The organism is Actinoplanes sp. NPDC049316 (assembly GCF_040677315.1).
Classification (GTDB): Bacteria; Actinomycetota; Actinomycetes; order Mycobacteriales; family Micromonosporaceae; genus Actinoplanes.
Genome location: NZ_JBFAQM010000011.1, coordinates 105,702 through 124,286, shown reverse-complemented (window position 1 = coordinate 124,286; position 18,585 = coordinate 105,702). Strand labels below are relative to the sequence as shown.

Genomic DNA, 18,585 nt, shown 5'->3' with positions numbered 1-18,585 from the left:
GCGTATGACCGTGACCGCCGTGGAACCAGAGTTGTTGACCCGCATCACCGGGGACGAGAAGCACTCGCCGAGCGCGTACTCGACGCTCGATGTCCTGTGGGTCCTCTACGACCGCGTGTTACGCGTGTCGCCGGAGACCGTCGACGAGCCGGACCGGGATCGTTTCCTGCTCTCCAAGGGGCACGGGCCGGCCGCCTACTACGCCGTCCTCGCCGCCAAGGGCTTCTTCCCCGTCGAGTGGCTGGACGACCTCGCCGGGCCGCGCAGCCGGCTCGGGCACCACCCCGACCGGGTGCTGATCCCCGGGGTGGAGATCGGCACCGGGTCGCTCGGGCACGGACTCGGCCTCGCGGTCGGGACCGCGCTCGGCCTGCGCGCCCAGGGGTATGACGAGGCGCGGACCTTCGTGCTCGTGGGCGACGCCGAGCTGGACGAGGGCTCGAACCACGAGGCGATCGCGTACGCGGCGGCCGTCGGGCTGCCGCTGACCACGATCGTCGTCGACAACCAGTCCGCCACGCACGGCTGGCCGGGCGGGATCGCGAGCCGCTTCGTCGGCTGGGGGGTGTCCGTCGTGGACGGTCGCGACCACGCCGCGCTGGAGGCCGCCCTGCTGCCGCGCCGCGACCGCCCGCACGTCGTCATCGCCGTCGTCGAGCCGAAGGGAAGCTGATCATGCGAGAGACGTTCGTCGCCACCACCACCGCGCTGCTGGAGGAGGACCCGCGGACCGCCGTCGTACTCGCCGACATCTCCTCCGACGCCTTCGGGCCGGCGATGCGGCGGCACCCCGACCGGGTGATCAACGTGGGGATCCGGGAACAGCTGATGACCGGCGTGGCGGGCGGGCTAGCGCTCACCGGGATGCGGCCGTACGTGCACTCGTACGCGCCCTTCGTCGTCGACCGCGCATACGAGCAGATCAAGCTGGACCTCGGTCACCAGGACGCCGGGGCGGTGCTGGTCAGCATCGGCGCCTCGTACGACGCGTCGGCCGAGGGCTACACCCACCAGTCACCCGGAGACGTGGCGCTGCTCGACACGCTGGACGGCTGGACCGTGCACGTCCCCGGGCATCCCGACGAGGTGCCGGGCCTGCTGCGGGCGGCCGCGCACCACGACGACCGGGTGTACGTACGCCTGTCCTCGCAGCAGAACAGCCGTGCCCACCCGGGCGACGACCTCAAGGTCATCAAGCGCGGGCGTACGAGGGCGGTGGTGGTCGTGGTCGGCCCGCTGCTCGACGCCGCGCTGGAGGCGACCCGCGACCTGGACGTCACCGTCGCGTACACGCACACGCCGCGGCCGTTCGACACCGACGGGCTGCGCGCCCTGCGACCGGCCGAGGTGGTGATGGTGGAGCCCTACCTCGCGGGGACGTCCAGCCGGATCATCGCCGCGGCGCTGGCCGACGTACCCCATCGCGCTCTGCATCTCGGCGTGAGCCGGGCCGAGGAGCGGCGGTACGGAACGCCGGCGGACCACGCCCGGTGGCACGGTCTCGACGCGACCGGCCTGCGCCGATCGATCACCGGGTTCCTGCGCTGAGGCTTACGCCGCGATCTGCAGGCCGGAGCGGCGCTCACGGAAGACCTGCTTGAATCGGGCGTCGAAGTGCCAGACCCGATCGGGTTCGCCGACGCGCACGCGGAAGCGTTCGCGGACGCCGTCCACGGCGGTCGCGGCGACGTCCACGGCGGCGAGCCGCAGGTCGGTGTTCCAGGTGACCTCGCTGAGGTGGCGGAGGTTGGCGTTCAGGTGCAGCCGCAGCCGGTGCAACAGCCGGGTCTCCTGCGTGATGACCAGCCGGCGGTACGTCAGCAACATCAGGTACTCGCCGGACATCGGCCGGTCCGGGTTGACGCACCGGGTCACCAGGACCGTGGAGTCGTCGGGCTCCACGCAGCGCCGGAAGATCGGCATGTGCCGGCTCACGGTCGCGATGGCCACACCGGCTTCGGCGGCGGCGGGAAGGAACGTACGGGAGAACACGTCCATGTGGCGTTTAACGGCGACGTCCGGGGGAAGGCGCGGCCATGCCACGATGAATATCGAATTACAGGATCTCGACGATCGTGGCGTTGGCCATTCCCCCGCCCTCGCACATGGTCTGCAGGCCGTACCGCACGCCGGTCTGCCGCATGTGGTGCAGCATCGTCGTCATGATCCGGGCACCGGACGCGCCGAGCGGGTGTCCGAGGGCGATCGCGCCGCCGCGCGGGTTGAGCCGGGACGGGTCCGCGCCCGTCTCGGCGAGCCACGCCAGCGGTACGGGCGCGAACGCCTCGTTCACCTCGTACACCCCGATGTCGTCGAGGGTGAGCCCCGACTTCGCGAGCGCCTTCTCGGTGGCCGGGATCGGCGCGGTCAGCATGATGACCGGATCGTCGGCCGCGACGACCGCGGTGTGAATCCGCGCGAGCGGCGTCAGGCCGTGCGCGGCCGCCCAGCGTGAGGTCGTGACGGCCAGCGCGGCCGCGCCGTCGGAGATCTGCGACGCCGAGCCGGCCGTGACGACGCCGTCCTCCTTGAACGGCGTCTTGAGCCCGCCGAGCTTCTCCAGCGTGGTGTCGCGCCGGATGCCCTCGTCACGGGCCGCCTCACCGACCGGCGAGATCTCGGCGTCGAACTCGCCGGCGTCCTGCGCCTTCGCCGCGGCCGCGTGGCTGGCCAGGGCGTACTCGTCGAGCTGTCCCCGGGAGAAGCCCCAGCGCGCCGCGATCATCTCGGCGCCGACGCCCTGGTTGAACCCGGTCGTGCCGTAGCGCTCCCGGATCGCCTCGCCGTACGGGTCCTGCCCGGCGGCGCTGGACCCCATCGGCACCCGGCTCATCGATTCGACGCCGCCGGCCACCACGAGGTCGGCCTGGCCGCAGAGCACGGTCGCCGCGGCGAAGTGCAGGGCCTGCTGGCTGGAACCGCACTGCCGGTCCATCGTGGTGGCGGGCACCGACTCCGGCCAGCCCGCGGCCAGGACCGCGTTGCGCCCGATGTTCCACGACTGCTCGCCCACCTGCGACACGCAACCCCAGAAGACATCCTCGACGTCTGCCGGGTCGAGCTTCGAGCGTTCGCTCAGGGCCCGGAGCACCTCGGCCGACAGATCAACCGGGTGTACGCCGGAGAGCCCGCCGTTACGCCGTCCCACCGGGGTCCGCACCGCTCCCACGATCACCGCATCACGCATACTGCCGACGGTACGCCGGGCTGCCATAGTGGTGCCCATGCCGAATCTCGAGTGGCGGGTGAAACCCGCGCTGCCGGTGACGAAAATCCTCGGCGCGGTCGCGCTCATGGTGCTCGCCGCGGCGTTCGGCGACGGCGACCCGGTGCGCTGGGCACTGGCCCTCGTGGCGGCGGCCGGCCTGACGAGCTGGGCGGCCCGCGATCTGATCCGCCCGGTCCGGCTGACCGCGGACGCCGACGGCGTGACGGTGGTCAGCGGCTTCGCGGCCCGCCGGCGCCTGCCCTGGTCGCGGATCGAACGGGTACGCGTCGACAGCCGCACCCGCCGCGGCCTGCGCAGCGAACTCCTGGAGATCGACGCCGGCGAGAGCCTGCACCTGTTCAGCGGGCACGAGCTCGGCACCGACCCGCAGGAAGTCGCGCAGGCCCTGAACGACCTGCGCGCCGCCGCCCTAGCTCAGGGAGATCGTCCGTAGCACCGCTAGCACCAGCAGCACCACGAACACGGCCGCCAGGCCCACGCCCTGCACGACGTTGCGGATCCGGGCCGGAGCGTACGCGAGGATCGCCGCCGCGATGAAGCCGGTGACCAGGCCGCCGAGGTGGCCCGCGACCGAGATGCCGGTCACCGCGAAGGTGAACACGACGTTGATGACGATCACCGGGAGGATCGGCGCGACGCTGAGGTTGAGCCGGCGCAGCAGCACGAACATCGCCGCCATCAGGCCGAAGACCGCGGTGGAGGCGCCCGCCGTCATCTGGTTGGGCGCCGAGAAGACGTACGCCGCCACGTTGCCGCCGAGGCCCGCGAGCACGTAGAGGCTCACGTACCGCAGCGGGCCCAGGACGCGTTCGAGCTCGCGACCGAGGATCCACAGGGCGTACATGTTCATCAGCAGATGCAGCACGCCGTAGTGCAGGAACATCGCCGTGACCAGGCGATACCACTCGCCGTTGCCGGCGATGCCGTGCAGGGTCGCCGCGCCGACCGGGCCGTACACGGCGCGGCCGAGCACCGCGCCCCACTCGGTGAGCGGGGTGCCGCTGCCCAGCAGGCCGCCCCAGCCGCCGCCGGCCACGGCGGTGGAGCCGCCGGACAGGATCGAGACGAGCATGACCAGGACGTTGATGCCGATGAGGGTCTTGGTGGCCGTCCCGGCGCGGCCGGCCGCGCTGCCGCCGAAGGCGGTGCGAGCCGGCCGCTGTGTGCGTCGCCCCTGAGCCACGCACTCCGGGCACTGATGGCCTACCGAGGCCTCGTTCATGCAGTCCGGGCAGATGTACCGCTCGCAGCGGGTGCACCGGACATAGGTCTCCTTGGACGGGTGTCGGTAGCAGACGGGAGCCGTCACCGGAGACTCACTCATGGTTCAAAGGTACCGGGACGGGTGATTAACCGGCGACCCGCTCGATCTCCACGCGCTCGATGACGACGTCCTCGCGCGGGCGGTCGCCCGGGCCGGTCGGCGTGGTGGCGATGGAGTCCACGACCTTGGCCGACTGCTCGTCGGCGACCTGGCCGAAGATGGTGTGCCGCCGGTTGAGGTGCGGGGTCGCGCTGACCGTGATGAAGAACTGCGAGCCGTTCGTGCCCGGGCCGGCGTTCGCCATCGCGAGCAGGTACGGCCGGTCGAACTGCAGCTCCGGGTGGAACTCGTCGGCGAACTGGAAGCCGGGCCCGCCGCGACCGGTGCCGGTCGGGTCACCCATCTGGATCATGAAATTGGCGATGACCCGGTGCGAGATGGTCCCGTCGTAGTACGGGCCGCTGCCCTTCTGGCCGGTCCGGGGGTCGACGTAGTCCTTCGTTCCCTCCGCGAGCTCCACGAAGTTGCGCACGGTGGCCGGCGCGTGGTCCGGGAAGAGCTGGAGCCGGATCGGACCGTGGTTGGTGTGCAGGGTGGCGTAGAGCGTCTCAGCCACGGGTACTCCTAACGGGTGTCGCGGTCGCCGGTCAGCGGGTCGCCGACCGGCGCTGGACAGTTCTTTACGGTTCGGATCCTCCCCCATGTGTCTGAACCGCCTCCGCGGGGGTACCCCGAGGAGGCAGCATTGAACTCGGGACGAGACCACAGGAGGTGGGCACTGGTGTTCGCAACCATGCGACGGAAGAACCGCAACGCGAAGATGAAGAACGAGCTCAGCCAGAGCGTTGATCACTTCAAGCGCGCGGCCTCACTCGCCGCACAGGAGACCAGCGCAACCGTGGGGCCCAAGTTCTCCGCAGCTCGCGACCGGGTGCAGCCGGCGGCTGCCAAGGCCAAGGGTGCGGCGACCGACGGCTGGGGTACGGCCGTGGCGACGCTCGGCCCGCTGGTCGCGGCCGCGAGCGAGAACGTGAAGAAGACGGGCAAGAAGGCTCAGAAGGCGAACAAGAAGGCCGTGCAGGCCAACAAGGAAGCCGCCAAGGCCAACAAGAAGAACGCCAAGAAGCTCGAGAAGCGGGCGAACAAGGCGATCGGCCGCAAGCAGGGCAGCACGGGCGGCAAGCTCGTGAAGCTCGCCCTGGCCGGTGCCGCCATCGGCGCTGCGGGTGCGTACGTGTTGCGCAAGCGCAGCAACGAGCAGTGGGACGAGTACGACCCCAGCGGCCCGGTGAGCACCACCGTGCCGGCCGGGTCGCAGGATGCCGCGTTCCAGCCGGCGGACCTTTCCGGCCCGTCCGGTTACGTGACGCCGGCCGGCGCGAAGAGCCCGGCCGCCGGCACGGTCGCGTCCGACCCGTCGCTCGCGGCCGACGCCGACCCGGACCTCATGCCCAGCGGCGACCAGACCGACTCGGTGCTGCACAGCCCCGAGGTGGCGCGGATGGCCAACGGCAAGAACAAGAGCTGACCCCCGGTTGCAGAACCACACGGCGGGCGGACGGTCCCATCCCGGGGCGTCCGTCCGCCGTTCTGCAACCGCAGGTTACGGGTTCTGCTCGACCCCAGGCTCGGACTGGCGGGCCCGGGCGGGATCCAATGCCGGCCCCACCGGCAGCAGATCGACCAGCTGGCCGGGGATCTGCTGCGGCTGGACACCGCCGTATCCCAGCTTCGCCATCACGTCCCGGTCGGCCAGCGGAAAGCTGCGGCCGGTGTCGGTGACGACGCTGACCGTGCCGGCGCCGGCGGGTGCGGTCGGAGAGGCCATCGAGACCACGAGGGCACCTTTGCCGCGGGGCACGTACACGCGGTCGGCCTGGTCGTCGCCGGAGGCCGCCGGCTCGCCCGCGACCGCGGTCCCCGCCGGCACGGACGGGCCGATGCGGATGCTGACGCCACCGCCGGGCGCCGAGCCGTCATAGCTGAGGCAGACGCTGTCCGGGCCGTTGAGCAGCACGGGTACGGCGGGTGGCAGACCGGCGGCGTTCGCGGCGCTGACCAGCTGGGTCTTCGAGCGGGGCAGGTTGCCGTACAGGGTGAGGTCCATGTCCTTGACGCCGTACGCCTCGGGGTCGGCCTGCATGAGGGCGGCCTGCACGTCGGTCAGGTCGGCGACGCCGTCGCTGAGCACCACGCCCCACTGAGCGGCGGTGTTGCCGTCGCTGTGGATGCGCAGCACCTGACCGACCTCGAAGTCGTTGATCTCCGCCGACGGGTCGCCGAAGTCCGGGATGGCCGGCGGCTTGAGGTCCGGGCCGATCGGCACCGCGTTCACCCACGCGGACGAGACCGAGAGCGCCGCCTGGGACCACCGGAACCACACCCGGGTCTGCTGCAGCCGGGACGCGGGGATCAGGAAGCGCTTGTTGTTGTAGACCAGGAAGGTGCGGTCGGCGGTGTCGCTGACCAGCAGGCCGCGGAGCTCGCTCGCGGGGGTGTCGGCCCGCGGCACGGGCAGCGGCGTGCCGCCCGACACCGGCGTGCCGACGGCCAGCACGCTCTGCGGGGCCTCGCTGTCGGCCACCTGCGAGCAGACCGTCCACACGTTCTCGACCAGGCCGCCCTTGGCCGGCGGCAGCGAGTCGGGCGCGCCCGGGATGCCGAGCGGGTCCCCGAGCGGCACCTTGGCCAGGCTCTCCCGCGAGGCGTTCCTGAGCTCCGGCGCCGGCGCGTTGGCGGCGAGCAGACCCGAGGCGTAGTTGAGCACCGGGTGCATCTTGTCGTCCGACTTGAGGTAGACGTACCGCGCGCCGGTGCCCTTCTCGAGGAACACCACGGCCTCGTTGCGCGGGTCGACGCTGCTGCGGCCCTTGATCAGGCCGTAGACCGCGGCGCCGCCGACCGCCAGCGCGGCCACCACGATGCTGATCAGCACGGTCGTGCCGGCGCGCCGCAGCGGCGAGCGGTGCGGGTCGGGGTCGTGCGTGACCAGCGCGGCCACCACCCGCTGCTGCGAGTACTGGTACGAGTGCAGCTGATCCTGCCGAGACGGCACGCGACTTCCCTCCCCGGTGCGACGGCCTCACTTTAGAGGTCGGCGGCCGGCGACGGGGGGCGGGTCAGAGCCAGCCGTTGCGGCGGAAAGCCCGGTAGAGCAGCACGGAGATCACGACCATGATCGTCAGGACGGCGGGATAGCCGTACTGCCACTTGGTCTCGGGCATGAACTCGAAGTTCATCCCGTACACGCCGGCGATGGCGGTCCAGACCGCGGACATGCCGGCCCAGGCGGCGATCTTGCGCATGTCGTTGTTCTGGTCGACGGTCACCTGCGCCAGGCGCGCCTGCAGGATCGAGTTCAAAAGATCGTCGTACGAGGAAACCTGCTCGACCGTCCGCGTGAGGTGGTCCTGCACGTCGCGGAAGTAGCGGCGGATCTCCTTGGGCACGATCCGGCTCTGCGACGCGGTGATCGTGGCGAGCGGGCGCTGCAGCGGCACCACGGCCCGGCGGAACTCGACGATCTCCCGCTTCATCTGGTAGATCGCCTGCACCGGGGCTCCCCGGTCCCGGGAGAACGCGCCCTCCTCGATGATGTCGAGGTCGGCCTCCACCTGGTCGGCGACCGCGATGTACGCGTCCACCACCCGGTCGGTCACCGCGTACGCCACCGCCCACGGGCCCTGGGCGAGCAGATCCGTCCGGCCCTCCATGTCGGCCCGTACCGGAGCGAGCTTCGTGGCGTCGCCGTGCCGGACGGTGATGACGAAGCGCTCGCCGACGAACAGCATCATCTGGCCGGTCTCGACGATCTGCGAGTTCTCGGTGAGCTCGCCGTGCGGCACGTAGCGGGCGGTACGCAGCACGAGGAACTGCACGGCCCCGAACTGCTCCAGCTTGGGCCGCTGCTCGGCCTTGACGGCGTCCTCCACGGCCAGCTCGTGCAGGCCGTACGTGGTCGCGACGGCGGCCATCTCCGCCTGGGTGGGCTCGTGCAGGCCCAGCCAGACGAATGCGTTGTCGCGGCTGCACGCCTCGCGCAGCGCCTCGTCCGGGGTGAAGTCACCCGGCTCGCGCTTGCCCTCCACGTACACGCCGCAGTTGACGACGGCGCTGCCGTGGAACTCCTTGCCCGCACCGGATTCCTGGCCGTCGGCGGTGCCCAGGAAGCGGTTCATCGCCCGTACGGGGGCCGTCCACGCTCGCGACAATGACCGGTTCACGCCGGTGGACCTGCTGCGGCGCACGCTGCTGTCGCTCATGACTGCCTCCCCCAGGGGTGATCGTGGCCCGGACCGCGGTGGCGGGCCCGCACGAGGTTACGCCCGCGAGGTTGCCCAGTCCTTACGCGCCACATGCCCCGCGCCGCGTGAACATGCCGTTCACGCACGCCGCCCGCGGCGGGGCGCGGCACCACATCGTCGCCGCGGCGGCAAGGTGGCGCCGGACGGACCGGCCGCATTTCGGGGGGTGAAGGGTGCGAGCGGCCCGCCCGGCGCCGGGGGGCGGGGGTGGGTGTCGACGCGTCGCACCGCATGGTCATGCAGTTTGACGCAGCAAGCATTGTGGGCCGTGCGCCGGTTCCGGGGGAAACCCAGAACCGGCGCGAGGCCGTAACTGTCGGGAATCCGACAGTCGGGCAGGTTTCAGGCGCGGGTTTCGGCGATCGCCTCGGCCAGCCGCCGGACACCCTCGTCGATCTGGTCGACGGTCACCGCCGAGTACGCCAGCCGCACCGAGTGCTTGCCGCCGTCGAGCAGGAAGTCGCTGCCCTTGACGATGGCCACGCCCTTCTTCATGGCGACCGGGAACAGCTTGTCCACGTCGACGTCCTCGGGCAGATCAACCCACAGGAAGTAGCCGCCGTCCGGCTCGGTGAAGGTGGCGCCGGGGATGTGCGTACGGATCGACTCCGCCAGGACCCGGGCCCGCTCGGAGAGCGCCGCGCTGACCGTCTGGATGGAGCGGTCGATGTCGCCGGACACGCAGAACTGATGCACGATCGCCTCGGACACCATGCCGGGCGAGATGTACAGGTTGGTGGCCTTCTTGGCGATCGCGTCGATGAGCGCCGCCGGTCCGACCAGGTAACCGACGCGGACGCCCGGGCACACGGTCTTGGTGAAGCTGGACGCGTGCACGACCGAGTTGTTCTCGTCCATCGACAGCATCGAGGGCAGCGCCTCGCCGCGGAAGCGGATGTCGGCGTACGGGTCGTCCTCGAAGATGGTGAAGCCGTACTGGGCCGCCAGGCCGAGCAGGACCCGGCGCTTCTCCAGCGACAGCGTGACACCGGCCGGGTTCTGGTAGTTCGGGATGATGTGGGCGATCTTCGGGCGCAGCCCCGACTCGAGCAGCCCGCGCAGCTCCTCCACGTCGATGCCGTCCGGCTGGATCGTGACCTGGTGCACCTTGCCGCCGAGGTTCTGCAGGCTCAGCAGCGTGCGGTCGTAGGTGGGCTTCTCGACGACCACGTCGTCGCCGGCCTGGACCAGGTGGTTGAAGAGGAACGCGTCCGCCTGCAGCGAACCGTTGGTCACGATGACCTGCTCCGGGGCGACCCCGTGCTTCTCGGCGATCCACTTGCGCAGCGGGATGTACCCCACGGACGTGCCGTAGGCGGTCACACCGGCCGGATCGGCGTCGAAGGCCCGAGCGGCGGCGGCCTTCAGGCCCTCCACGTCGACGATGTCCAGGGACGGGGCGCCTCTTGCGAATGAGATCAGCTGCTCAGCGGTCATGCCCACAAGCTTACGAGCAGGCTCTATATCATTTTTCCGTGCACCCGACGGCCCTTGCGGCTCGCCGGTGCTCCTGTCCCGCACGACGACGGCCGCATTTTCTCCCCGCGGCGGCGCGGCTGAGCGCAAGCTTTACCGGACGGTCCGCCATCGGGACTTAACGGACATCCGGGCTCCGGCGCGTGCCGTCCTGTCCGGCTCCACGCCCGGTATGTGAACGCACCGCTATCCTCGGCTGGCACCCCCTCGACTCGGAAGGAACCACCCCATGATCGGTCTGGTACTCGCCGCCGGCGCCGGACGCAGGCTGCGTCCGTACACGGACACGCTGCCGAAGGCGCTCGTCCCCGTGGACGGGGAGACCACGATCATGGACATCTCCCTGCGCAACCTCGCGGCCGCCGGGCTCACCGACGTGACCGTCGTCGTCGGCTACTGCGCCGGCGCGGTCGAGGAGCGCAAGGACGCTTTCGAGGACAAGTACGGCGTGAAGATCACCCTCGTGCACAACGACAAGGCCGAGGAGTGGAACAACGCGTACTCGCTGTGGCTGGCGCGGGACCGCTTCGCCGAGGGCGCGCTGCTCGTCAACGGTGACACCGTGCACCCCGTGAGCGTCGAGCAGAACCTCCTCGCGAATCGGGGACCGGGCATCCTTCTCGCCGTCGACAATGTGAAGAAGCTGGCTGACGAGGAGATGAAGACGATCTTCTCGGAAGATGGCCGGCTGACGAAGATCACGAAGCTCATGGACCCGGCCGACGCCTTCGGCGAGTACATCGGCGCCACCGTGATCGAGGCGTCCGCCGCCGCCGAGCTGGCCGACGCGCTCAAGACCACCTGGGAGCGCGACCCCAACCTCTACTACGAGGACGGCTACCAGGAGTACGCGAACCGCGGCGGCGAGATCCGCGCGGCCACCATCGGCGACATCCCGTGGGTCGAGGTCGACAACCACGAGGACCTGGCCAAGGCGCGGGACATCGCATGCCGTTACTAGCCCGCAGCGTCCAGACGCCCCTGCACATCGACGTGCGGCGGGGCGCGGTCGCGGACCTGGGAAGCATCCTGGCCGACGGGCGGATCTCCTCCGGCGGCGACGTCGCGGTGGTCGTCGGCCCCGGCCAGGGTGAGAAGATCGCCGAGCTGATCCGCCCGTCGCTGCGGTCGGCCGACGTCTACATGACCTCGGGCGGCACCCTCGACGCCGCCATCGAGCTGGGCGACAAGCTGCGGTCACGGGCGTACGACGCGGTGGTGGCGATCGGCGGCGGCAAGACGGTCGACACGGCCAAGTACGCCGCCACCCGGTACGCGCTGCCGATGGTCTCGGTGGCCACGAGCCTGGCCAACGACGGCGTCGCGTCCCCGGTGGCCAGCCTCATCCACGACGGCATCAAGGGCTCGTACGGCGTGCACATCCCGATCGCCGTCATCGTCGACCTGGACTTCGTCGAGAACGGCCCGGAACGCGTCAACCGCTCCGGCATCGGCGACGTGATCAGCAACATCAGCGCGCTCGCCGACTGGGAGCTGGCCCGCGAGGTCCGCGGCGAGCCGGTCGACGGGCTCGCCGCCTCGCTCGCCCGGATGGGCGCGGAGGCCGTGCTCACGATGCCGGGCGACATGACCGACGACGCGTTCGTCACGGTGCTCGCCGAGGCCCTGATCTCCAGCGGGCTCGCCATGGCCGTGTGCGGCAGCAGCCGGCCGTCCAGCGGCGGCTGCCACGAGATCATGCATGCCACCGACTCGCTGTTCCCCGGCACGGCGTCGCACGGCGAACTCGCCGGGATGGGCGCGCTGTTCTGCACGTTCCTGCGCGGCGACGAGCGGCGCTTCAAGCAGATGTCGGAATGCCTCGCCCGGCACCAGCTGCCGCGCACGCCGGCCGACGTCGGCCTGGACGCCGAGCAGTTCGTGCAGATCGTGGAGTTCGCGCCGAAGACGCGGCCGGACCGGTACACGATCCTCGAGCACCTCGCGATGACACCGGACGAGATCCGCAGGAAGCTGGCCGAATATGTCGATGCCGTCGCCGGCTGCTGACCCCCGCGGCTCCGCGCCCGGCTCCGGCCGGCCCGGCCCGCAGGGCTCCGGCCCGGCCGGAGCCGCACGCTCCGGCCCTCCGAACGCGACCGGGCCGGGCGGCCCGAACGGGACCGGTCCGGTCAGCCCGAACGCGACCACCGTGGCGGGGACGGCGCCCACGGCGGCCGACTACTACGCGGTCAACCGGGGCGGCGGGCTCTTCAGCGAGGCCGTCAGCCAGCGCATCGGCGCGCACATCGCGGTGTTCGCGCACAAGCGCCGCCTCGCGCCGACCGTGCTCACCGTCGCCAACCTCGGCCTGAGCTGCCTGGTGTCGTTCGTCGTCGTGGCGGCGGCCCAGCCGATCGCCGACGGCCGGGTGTGGGCGTGGCCGGTCGGCCTGCTGGCGCTGGCCGGTTGGCAGTTCGCGTACGCCCTGGACTGCTCGGACGGGCAGCTGGCCCGGGTCACGGGCCAGGCCGGCCCGGCGGGCGCGCGGGTCGACGTGCTCTGCGACGTGGCGGCGCAGATCGCGCTGGTGGCGGCCCTGTCCGCGACGGCCGAGGCGCAGGTGCCGGCCACCCCGGCGTGGCTGCTGGCGGCGTTCGCCGGCACGTGGATGGTCAACCTGGTGACGTCGGTGATGCAGAGCGGCGCGCAGGCGGCCAGCATGGTCACCAGCCGCTCGCTGCCCGTACGCATGGTCAAGCTGGTCCGCGACTACGGCGCGGTGATCGCCCTGGCCGGGGTGGTCCTGACCGTCGCGCCGCAGTGGACGATCTGGGTGGTCGGCGCGTTCACGCTGATCAACGGCGCGTTCCTGGCGGCCAGCATCGCGTTCGCCGGCCGCCAGGCCCTGCGCGGCTGAGCCGGCCCGCCCGGGCCTGCGCCGCTGAGCCGGCCCGCCCCGGGCCGGCGGGCCGAGCGGCGCGGGTTCAGACGCGGACCGGCACGGCCGAGGACGTCCCCAGCACCGCGCCGGAGGCGTCCAGCGCCTCCGCGACCACGTACTCGGGCGTACCGGGCAGGGTCAGGGTGGTCTCGAAGCCGGTCCGCGGCGCCTCCACCGCCTGGTCCAGCGCGCCGGGCCGGCCGCCGCCGCGGGCCCGCCACTTCACCACCCGCGTCATGCCGTTCCAGCTGGCGCTGACGATCACGTTGCCGCCGTCGACGTGCAGGCCGATGGCGGGCTGGTCCAGCGGCACCCCGGCCCACTCCGCCTTGTACGCCCGGTACGACTGGTTGTCGAGCGGCAGGTGCCCGTCGAGGCGCACAGTGCCGTCCGGGGCGTACTCGGTGAAGTAGGGCATCTGCCCCCAGCCGATGAACGAGCCGCCGTCGGCGAGCTCGCGGAAGCTGCCCTGCGTCGGCGCCGACAGCTTGCCGGGGTGCAGGAACTCCTGCACGAACGTGACCCGGCGGGCCTGCTCGTCGACCTTGAAGATGAGGCCGCGCGACTGCTCCCGGTCCTTGGTGATGCCGGCGGCGTTGTCGAAGACGCTGTACGAGCCGTCGCGGCGCCGCCGGAAGTCGTGCTGCCAGCTGAACTTCGCGCGGTCCTCGACGGCGAAGTCGGACTTCTTGCCGCCGATGCGCCACATGACCTCGCCGGTCCTGCGTTTGATCTTGTACGTGGCCCACGTGTGCCGCGCGGAGATGATGATGTCGCCGTCGGCGTCGAGCCCCACCGAGTTCGCGTGGAAGTAGTCGTACGGCAGGTGCGCCGACTCCCCGACCGGCAGCGGCGCGTACGACTCGTCGAGGCCGACGTGGTCGCGGGCGCGCCACTCGAACAGCCGCTTGCCCGTCCTGATGTCCACTTCCTGGATGACACCGTCGTGCAGGACGCCGTCCTTGGGGCCGCCGACGGCCGAGAGGTCGTACGGGACCGGGTCGTACACCCAGAAGATCGCGGTGTCGTCCGGCGTGATCACGAAGTCGTGCTGGTCGGCCTGTTCGGTGCCGAACGCCCGGACCCGGGTGATCTCCCGGTACGCGGTGTCGACGACGACGAACTCGCCCTGCCCGACACCCTGCCCGCCGGTGCCGCCGATGGTCCCCTCCCACCAGGTCAGCACCGGCTTGTTCCGGTATTGCTGCGCCTTGAAGTCGATGGCCACGGTCGCCGGGTCGGGCACCTTGCGGAACCAGACCGGCGAGCCCTTGTCGTCGACCATGAGCGGCCCCCACAGCCCGGCGCCGGAGGCGGGGGTGAGGTAGATGTAGCCCGGCGCGGTGGCGTTCGCCGGGGTCGTGATGGTCACGTCGGGCAGGGTGCGCAGGTCCGGCCGGGAGCGGTATTTGGCCGGGCCTGCCTGGGCTGCGGGGGCGGCCGCGGGCTCGGCGTCATCGGTGCGCCCGATGGCGTAGCCGACACCGCCGCCCGCCGCGGTCAGGGCGGCGGCGCCGCCGATACCCAGCAGAACGGTGCGACGAGAGGTCATGGCGGGGGGCATTCCCCAATTCGACCATCGTCTACCTAGGTGTGGCGTGGGAGTTCTCTGTGAGTTCGGTATAGATGTCGATGAGTTGCCGGGTCACCACGTCCGGGTGGAACGCCCGCAGATACCGGTCCCGGGCCGCGCCGGCGAAGCGCGCCGCCTCGGCCCGGGCGACCGGGAGGGCGGCGGCGAGGGCTTCGGCCTCGGGCGGCACGGCCCAGCCAGCCGGTGCGACCGGCTCGTCGAGGCCCAGCAGGTACGGAATCCCGCCCACGTCGGTGCCCAGCACGGGCCGTCCGGCCGCCATCGCCTCGAGGATCACCGTGGGCAGGACGTCGTTCCAGGTCGGCACCGCCACGACCACCGAGGCGTCGCGCCGCGCGGCTTCCATGCCGGCCCGGTCCAGGGGACCCAGGTACGTCACGTCGGCCCGCTCGGCGCCGGCCCGCTCCGCCAGCGGCCGCAGTTCCCCGTCGCCCGCGATGCGCAGGTGCCCGAGCGCCCCGACAGGATGCCGCCGCCAGGCGTCGAGCAGGAGCGCCAGACCCTTCTCCGGGGACAGGCGGGCGGCGTACAGGAATCCGTCGCCCAGCGGGGCCGGCTCACCCGGGTCCGGTAGGCCGTTGGGCTTGATGACGATGCGGTCGTCCGGAATGCCGTAGTCGCGCAGGTGCGCGGCGATGCGCCCGGTGAGCGCGATGTAGCGGTCCACGGATTTCCACGTCGGCCGGTGCACCGCCAGCGTCGTGGCCATCAACGCGCTCTGCGCCGCGGAGCCGCGGTAGCACTTGTGCTGCACGGCGGGCCAGCCGAAGGCTTTTCCTCGGCAGTCGTGGCAATTGTGCCCGTCGCGGAAGTACAGCCCGGACGAGCAGACCTGCCGGTAGTTGTGCACGGTCTGCACGACCGGAACCCCGTGGGCGTGCGCGGTGCGGATCACCGCCGGCGAGAGCAGCGGGTACGGGTTGTGCAGATGCAGCAGATCCGGCCGCTCCCGGGACAGCAACTCGGCCAGGTCCCGTTGCGCCGCCCGCCCCCAGATCGGTGACACGGGCAGCAGCGCCTTCTGGGCGAGCGGCAGGTCGCCGATCGAGTCGGAGGATCGCTGGAACGGCAGCACCTCGATGCCCGCCGCGGTGAGCTGGGCGATCTCGGTGTCGACGATGACGTTCTCCCCCGAGGGGATCGCCTCGCGGTACCGGTTGTGCGCAACGACGACCTTCACGGCGACAAACGCTACATTGAGGTCGTGCCCGAGTTGCCCGAGGTCGAGGCGCTCGCCGCGTACCTGCGGGAGCGTGCGGTCGGCCATACCGTGCAGCGCTTCGAGGTGTCCTCGTTCAGCGCGCTGAAGACGTACGACCCGCCGCCGAGCTCGGTCGCGGGCCTCACCATCACGAACGCCGGCCGGCACGGCAAGTTCCTCGATGTGTCCCTCGGCGCCGACCTGCACCTCGTGGTGCATCTCGCCCGGGCCGGCTGGCTGCACTACCGCGACTCCTTCAAGTCGCCCGCGCAGCTCAAGCCGGGGAGCGGGCCGATCGCTCTGCGCGTACGCCTCGACGACGGCTCCGGCTTCGACCTGACCGAGGCCGGCACGCAGAAGTCGCTGGCCGCGTACCTGGTGCGCGACCCCGGCGAGGTGCCCGGCGTGGCCCGGCTGGGTCCCGACGCGCTCGAGGTGGACCGCGACCAGTTCGCCGAGCGCATCCGCAGCCGCAACGGGCAGATCAAAGGTGTGCTCACCGACCAGGAGGTGCTCGCCGGCATCGGCAACGCCTACTCCGACGAGATCCTGCACGTGGCGAAGATGTCGCCGTTCGCGCTGACCAGCAAGCTGACCGACGAGCAGATCACCACGCTCTACGAGGCGACCCGGCAGGTGGAGACCGACGCCGTCGCGCGGTCGGTGGGGCAGAAGGCGGCCGAGCTGAAGGGCGAGAAGCGGGCCGGGATGCGGGTGCACGCCCGCACCGGGCTGCCCTGCCCGGTCTGCGGCGACACGGTGCGCGAGGTCTCGTTCGCCGACAAGAGCCTGCAGTACTGCGCCACCTGCCAGACCGGTGGGAAGCCGCTGGCCGATCGACGCCTGTCCAAGTTGATCCGCTAGTCACGCAGCGTAGGCGGGTCGTCTCCCGGGGGAAAGCGGCCACAACGTCACCTTCTTCTCCGTCGTTCCATCGGTATAGTGGCCCGGTCCCGTGCTTCGTCCGCGGCGTACCGGGGACCGGCGACCCCGCCGGAGCCCTCGGGGTCGTGGCGGTGCGTAATGTTCTCGGTGTGGGCGGTACGTGATGCGGGAGGACTTAGGCGAGGTGACCACGAGCCTCCATCGCCCGGCTTCCAGCCCCAGTAAGAGCCGGAGCGGCATGCCGTACGACAGCTTCGAGTGGCAGCAGGAGCCGCCGCCCAGTAACGGCGTGCCCCGGTCCGCGTGGACCCGGTCCCATCGTCGGCTGTCGACCTGGCACCGGCCGTACACGGCGATCCTCGTCCTGCTGGACCTGCTCTCCGCGATCCTCGCCAGCTGGCTGGCCGTCACCTTCATCGAGAAGGCCATCTCCGGCTTCCAGGGCCAGCGGACGATCTTCTACCTGGTCGCGTTCGTCGGCCTGCCGCTCGGCTGGGTGATCATCCTCTGGGGCAACGGCAGCTACGACCGGCGCTACCTCGGGCTGGGCAGCGAGGAGTTCAAGCGCGTCGTCCGCGGCTTCGTGACCGTAGTGGCCTGCGTGTCGCTGCTGTCGTTCGCCACGAAGACCCAGCTGTCGCGTGTCACCATCGCGTACGTCACGACCGCGTCGCTGATCTTCATCCTCTTCTGCCGCTACTCGGCGCGGCAGATCCTGCACGTGGCCCGGAAGAAGACCGGCTACGGCGCACACCGGATGATCCTGATGGGCACGCTGCCCGAGGCCCTCGAGGTCTACACCGCGGTCACCCGCAGCCCCGCCGCCGGCCTCATCCCGGTCGCCATCCACATCACCGACGGCTACGCGGCCTCCCGGGGCATCGAGACCCCGGTCCCCGTGTACGCGGCCCGCGACGTGCTGACGCTCGTGCGGGAGGTCGGCGCGGACACCATCGCCGTCTGCGGCTCGGCCAGCGCGGAGCCCGGCGAGTTGCGCCGCCTCGCGTGGCAGCTCGAGGGCACCGGCGTGGACCTGGTGGTCGCGCCGCAGCTCACCGACATCGCCGGCCCGCGCGTGCACATCCGGCCCATCGAGGGCCTGCCGCTGCTGCACGTGGAGGAGCCGACCCTCTCCGGTCCCGGCTGGCTCGCGAAGAACCTGCTCGACCGGGTCGTCGCGTTCTTCGGCCTGCTCTTCCTCGCCCCGGTCCTCGCCGTGATCGCGATCGGCATCCGCCTGTCCGACCCCGGTCCGGTCTTCTTCCGCCAGCCGCGCGTCGGCCACGAGGGGCGCACGTTCCGGGTCTGGAAGTTCCGGACCATGTACGTCGACGCCGAGGAGCGCAAGGCCAGCCTCGAGGAGCTCAACGACTCCGACGGCATGCTGTTCAAGATGAAGAACGACCCGCGGATCTTCTCCTTCGGGCAGAAGCTGCGGGCCACCTCGCTGGACGAGCTGCCGCAGCTGATCAACGTGCTCCGCGGTGAGATGTCGCTGGTCGGACCGCGCCCGCTACCCGCCGACGACGGCGACTACCTGGGCGACGTGCGGCGCCGGCTGCTGGTCCGGCCCGGCATCACCGGCCTGTGGCAGGTCTCGGGCCGCTCCGACCTGTCCTGGGACGAGGCGGTCCGGCTCGACCTCTACTACGTGGACAACTGGTCGCTCACGTACGACCTCAGCATCCTGTGGCGCACGATCGGCGTGGTCGTCAAGCGCAAGGGCGCGTACTAGCACCGGTCCGTCC

Annotated in this window: 18 protein-coding genes; 9 read left to right on the top strand and 9 right to left on the bottom strand. The window is 71.2% G+C overall.

The genetic code is table 11. The features are described 5' to 3' along the window. Positions 1-4: 4 nt before the first annotated feature. Both AB0K03_RS19025 and AB0K03_RS19020 read left to right on the top strand, forming a co-directional pair. Entirely contained in the window at positions 5-673 is a 669-nt protein-coding gene (locus AB0K03_RS19025; RefSeq protein ID WP_364686430.1) for a thiamine pyrophosphate-dependent enzyme, read from the top strand. A 2-nt stretch (positions 674-675) separates the two neighbouring features. Further along, positions 676-1,548: a transketolase gene (locus tag AB0K03_RS19020; RefSeq protein ID WP_364686427.1), complete on the top strand. Its 873-nt coding sequence runs from the start codon at positions 676-678 to the stop codon at positions 1,546-1,548. A gap of 3 nt (positions 1,549-1,551) precedes the next feature. Here the strand turns inward: AB0K03_RS19020 and AB0K03_RS19015 are convergent, their stop codons facing one another. After that, positions 1,552-1,998, bottom strand: a complete 447-nt coding sequence (locus tag AB0K03_RS19015; protein WP_364686424.1) for a hypothetical protein — start codon at positions 1,996-1,998, stop codon at positions 1,552-1,554. 58 nt (positions 1,999-2,056) lie between these two features. Beyond that, on the bottom strand, positions 2,057-3,187 hold the full coding sequence (locus tag AB0K03_RS19010; RefSeq protein ID WP_364686421.1) for an acetyl-CoA C-acyltransferase: 1,131 nt from the start codon (positions 3,185-3,187) through the stop codon (positions 2,057-2,059). A gap of 106 nt (positions 3,188-3,293) precedes the next feature. Here AB0K03_RS19010 and AB0K03_RS19005 point away from each other — a divergent pair, with 106 nt between their 5' ends. After that, positions 3,294-3,662, top strand: a complete 369-nt coding sequence (locus AB0K03_RS19005; RefSeq protein WP_364686773.1) for a PH domain-containing protein — start codon at positions 3,294-3,296, stop codon at positions 3,660-3,662. Here the strand turns inward: AB0K03_RS19005 and AB0K03_RS19000 are convergent. Then, on the bottom strand, positions 3,639-4,553 hold the full coding sequence (locus AB0K03_RS19000) for a rhomboid family intramembrane serine protease (RefSeq protein WP_364686418.1): 915 nt from the start codon (positions 4,551-4,553) through the stop codon (positions 3,639-3,641). The two genes, AB0K03_RS19005 and AB0K03_RS19000, sit on opposite strands and share 24 nt — an antisense overlap. A gap of 25 nt (positions 4,554-4,578) precedes the next feature. After that, on the bottom strand, positions 4,579-5,109 hold the full coding sequence (locus AB0K03_RS18995) for a peptidylprolyl isomerase (RefSeq protein ID WP_364686415.1): 531 nt from the start codon (positions 5,107-5,109) through the stop codon (positions 4,579-4,581). A 165-nt stretch (positions 5,110-5,274) separates the two neighbouring features. On the opposite strand from AB0K03_RS18995, the gene AB0K03_RS18990 reads away from it, so the two are divergent. Further along, positions 5,275-6,021 carry a hypothetical protein gene (locus AB0K03_RS18990; RefSeq protein ID WP_364686412.1) on the top strand — a complete coding sequence of 249 codons (747 nt, stop codon included), beginning with the start codon at positions 5,275-5,277 and terminating at the stop codon, positions 6,019-6,021. A gap of 75 nt (positions 6,022-6,096) precedes the next feature. Here the strand turns inward: AB0K03_RS18990 and eccB are convergent, their stop codons facing one another. The 3 genes from eccB to AB0K03_RS18975 form a co-directional block, all read right to left on the bottom strand. Beyond that, positions 6,097-7,548 (bottom strand): type VII secretion protein EccB, encoded by a 1,452-nt coding sequence (gene eccB, locus AB0K03_RS18985; protein WP_364686409.1) that lies wholly within the window; start codon positions 7,546-7,548, stop codon positions 6,097-6,099. Between the two features lie 64 nt (positions 7,549-7,612). Next, a complete protein-coding gene (gene corA, locus AB0K03_RS18980; protein ID WP_364686406.1) occupies positions 7,613-8,755 on the bottom strand; it encodes a magnesium/cobalt transporter CorA in 1,143 nt (380 codons plus the stop codon). 384 nt (positions 8,756-9,139) lie between these two features. Continuing rightward, the gene (locus AB0K03_RS18975; RefSeq protein ID WP_364686403.1) at positions 9,140-10,234 is read right to left on the bottom strand and encodes a PLP-dependent aminotransferase family protein; all 1,095 of its coding nucleotides are present in this window, start codon (positions 10,232-10,234) and stop codon (positions 9,140-9,142) included. A gap of 268 nt (positions 10,235-10,502) precedes the next feature. Between AB0K03_RS18975 and AB0K03_RS18970 the strand changes: the two genes are divergently transcribed. From AB0K03_RS18970 to AB0K03_RS18960, 3 genes are read left to right on the top strand one after another with little or no spacing between them, the layout of a single operon-like run. Then, the gene (locus tag AB0K03_RS18970; protein ID WP_364686400.1) at positions 10,503-11,234 is read left to right on the top strand and encodes a phosphocholine cytidylyltransferase family protein; all 732 of its coding nucleotides are present in this window, start codon (positions 10,503-10,505) and stop codon (positions 11,232-11,234) included. Continuing rightward, on the top strand, positions 11,222-12,283 hold the full coding sequence (locus AB0K03_RS18965) for an iron-containing alcohol dehydrogenase family protein (RefSeq protein ID WP_364686397.1): 1,062 nt from the start codon (positions 11,222-11,224) through the stop codon (positions 12,281-12,283). Before AB0K03_RS18970 ends, AB0K03_RS18965 begins: the two co-directional genes overlap by 13 nt. Continuing rightward, positions 12,258-13,133, top strand: coding sequence for a CDP-alcohol phosphatidyltransferase family protein (locus AB0K03_RS18960; protein ID WP_364686394.1), 876 nt, complete (start codon positions 12,258-12,260; stop codon positions 13,131-13,133). The genes AB0K03_RS18965 and AB0K03_RS18960 overlap by 26 nt, the downstream gene beginning before the upstream one ends. Positions 13,134-13,200: 67 nt before the next feature. Here the strand turns inward: AB0K03_RS18960 and AB0K03_RS18955 are convergent, their stop codons facing one another. Both AB0K03_RS18955 and AB0K03_RS18950 read right to left on the bottom strand, forming a co-directional pair. Further along, on the bottom strand, positions 13,201-14,709 hold the full coding sequence (locus AB0K03_RS18955) for an arylsulfotransferase family protein (protein WP_364686391.1): 1,509 nt from the start codon (positions 14,707-14,709) through the stop codon (positions 13,201-13,203). 31 nt (positions 14,710-14,740) lie between these two features. Continuing rightward, positions 14,741-15,931, bottom strand: coding sequence for a glycosyltransferase family 4 protein (locus tag AB0K03_RS18950; protein ID WP_364686388.1), 1,191 nt, complete (start codon positions 15,929-15,931; stop codon positions 14,741-14,743). A 24-nt stretch (positions 15,932-15,955) separates the two neighbouring features. Between AB0K03_RS18950 and AB0K03_RS18945 the strand changes: the two genes are divergently transcribed. Together AB0K03_RS18945 and AB0K03_RS18940 are read left to right on the top strand one after the other, a co-directional pair. Continuing rightward, positions 15,956-16,816: a DNA-formamidopyrimidine glycosylase family protein gene (locus AB0K03_RS18945; RefSeq protein WP_364686385.1), complete on the top strand. Its 861-nt coding sequence runs from the start codon at positions 15,956-15,958 to the stop codon at positions 16,814-16,816. A 259-nt stretch (positions 16,817-17,075) separates the two neighbouring features. Further along, the gene (locus AB0K03_RS18940; RefSeq protein WP_364686382.1) at positions 17,076-18,572 is read left to right on the top strand and encodes a sugar transferase; all 1,497 of its coding nucleotides are present in this window, start codon (positions 17,076-17,078) and stop codon (positions 18,570-18,572) included. The last annotated feature ends 13 nt before the right edge of the window (positions 18,573-18,585 follow it).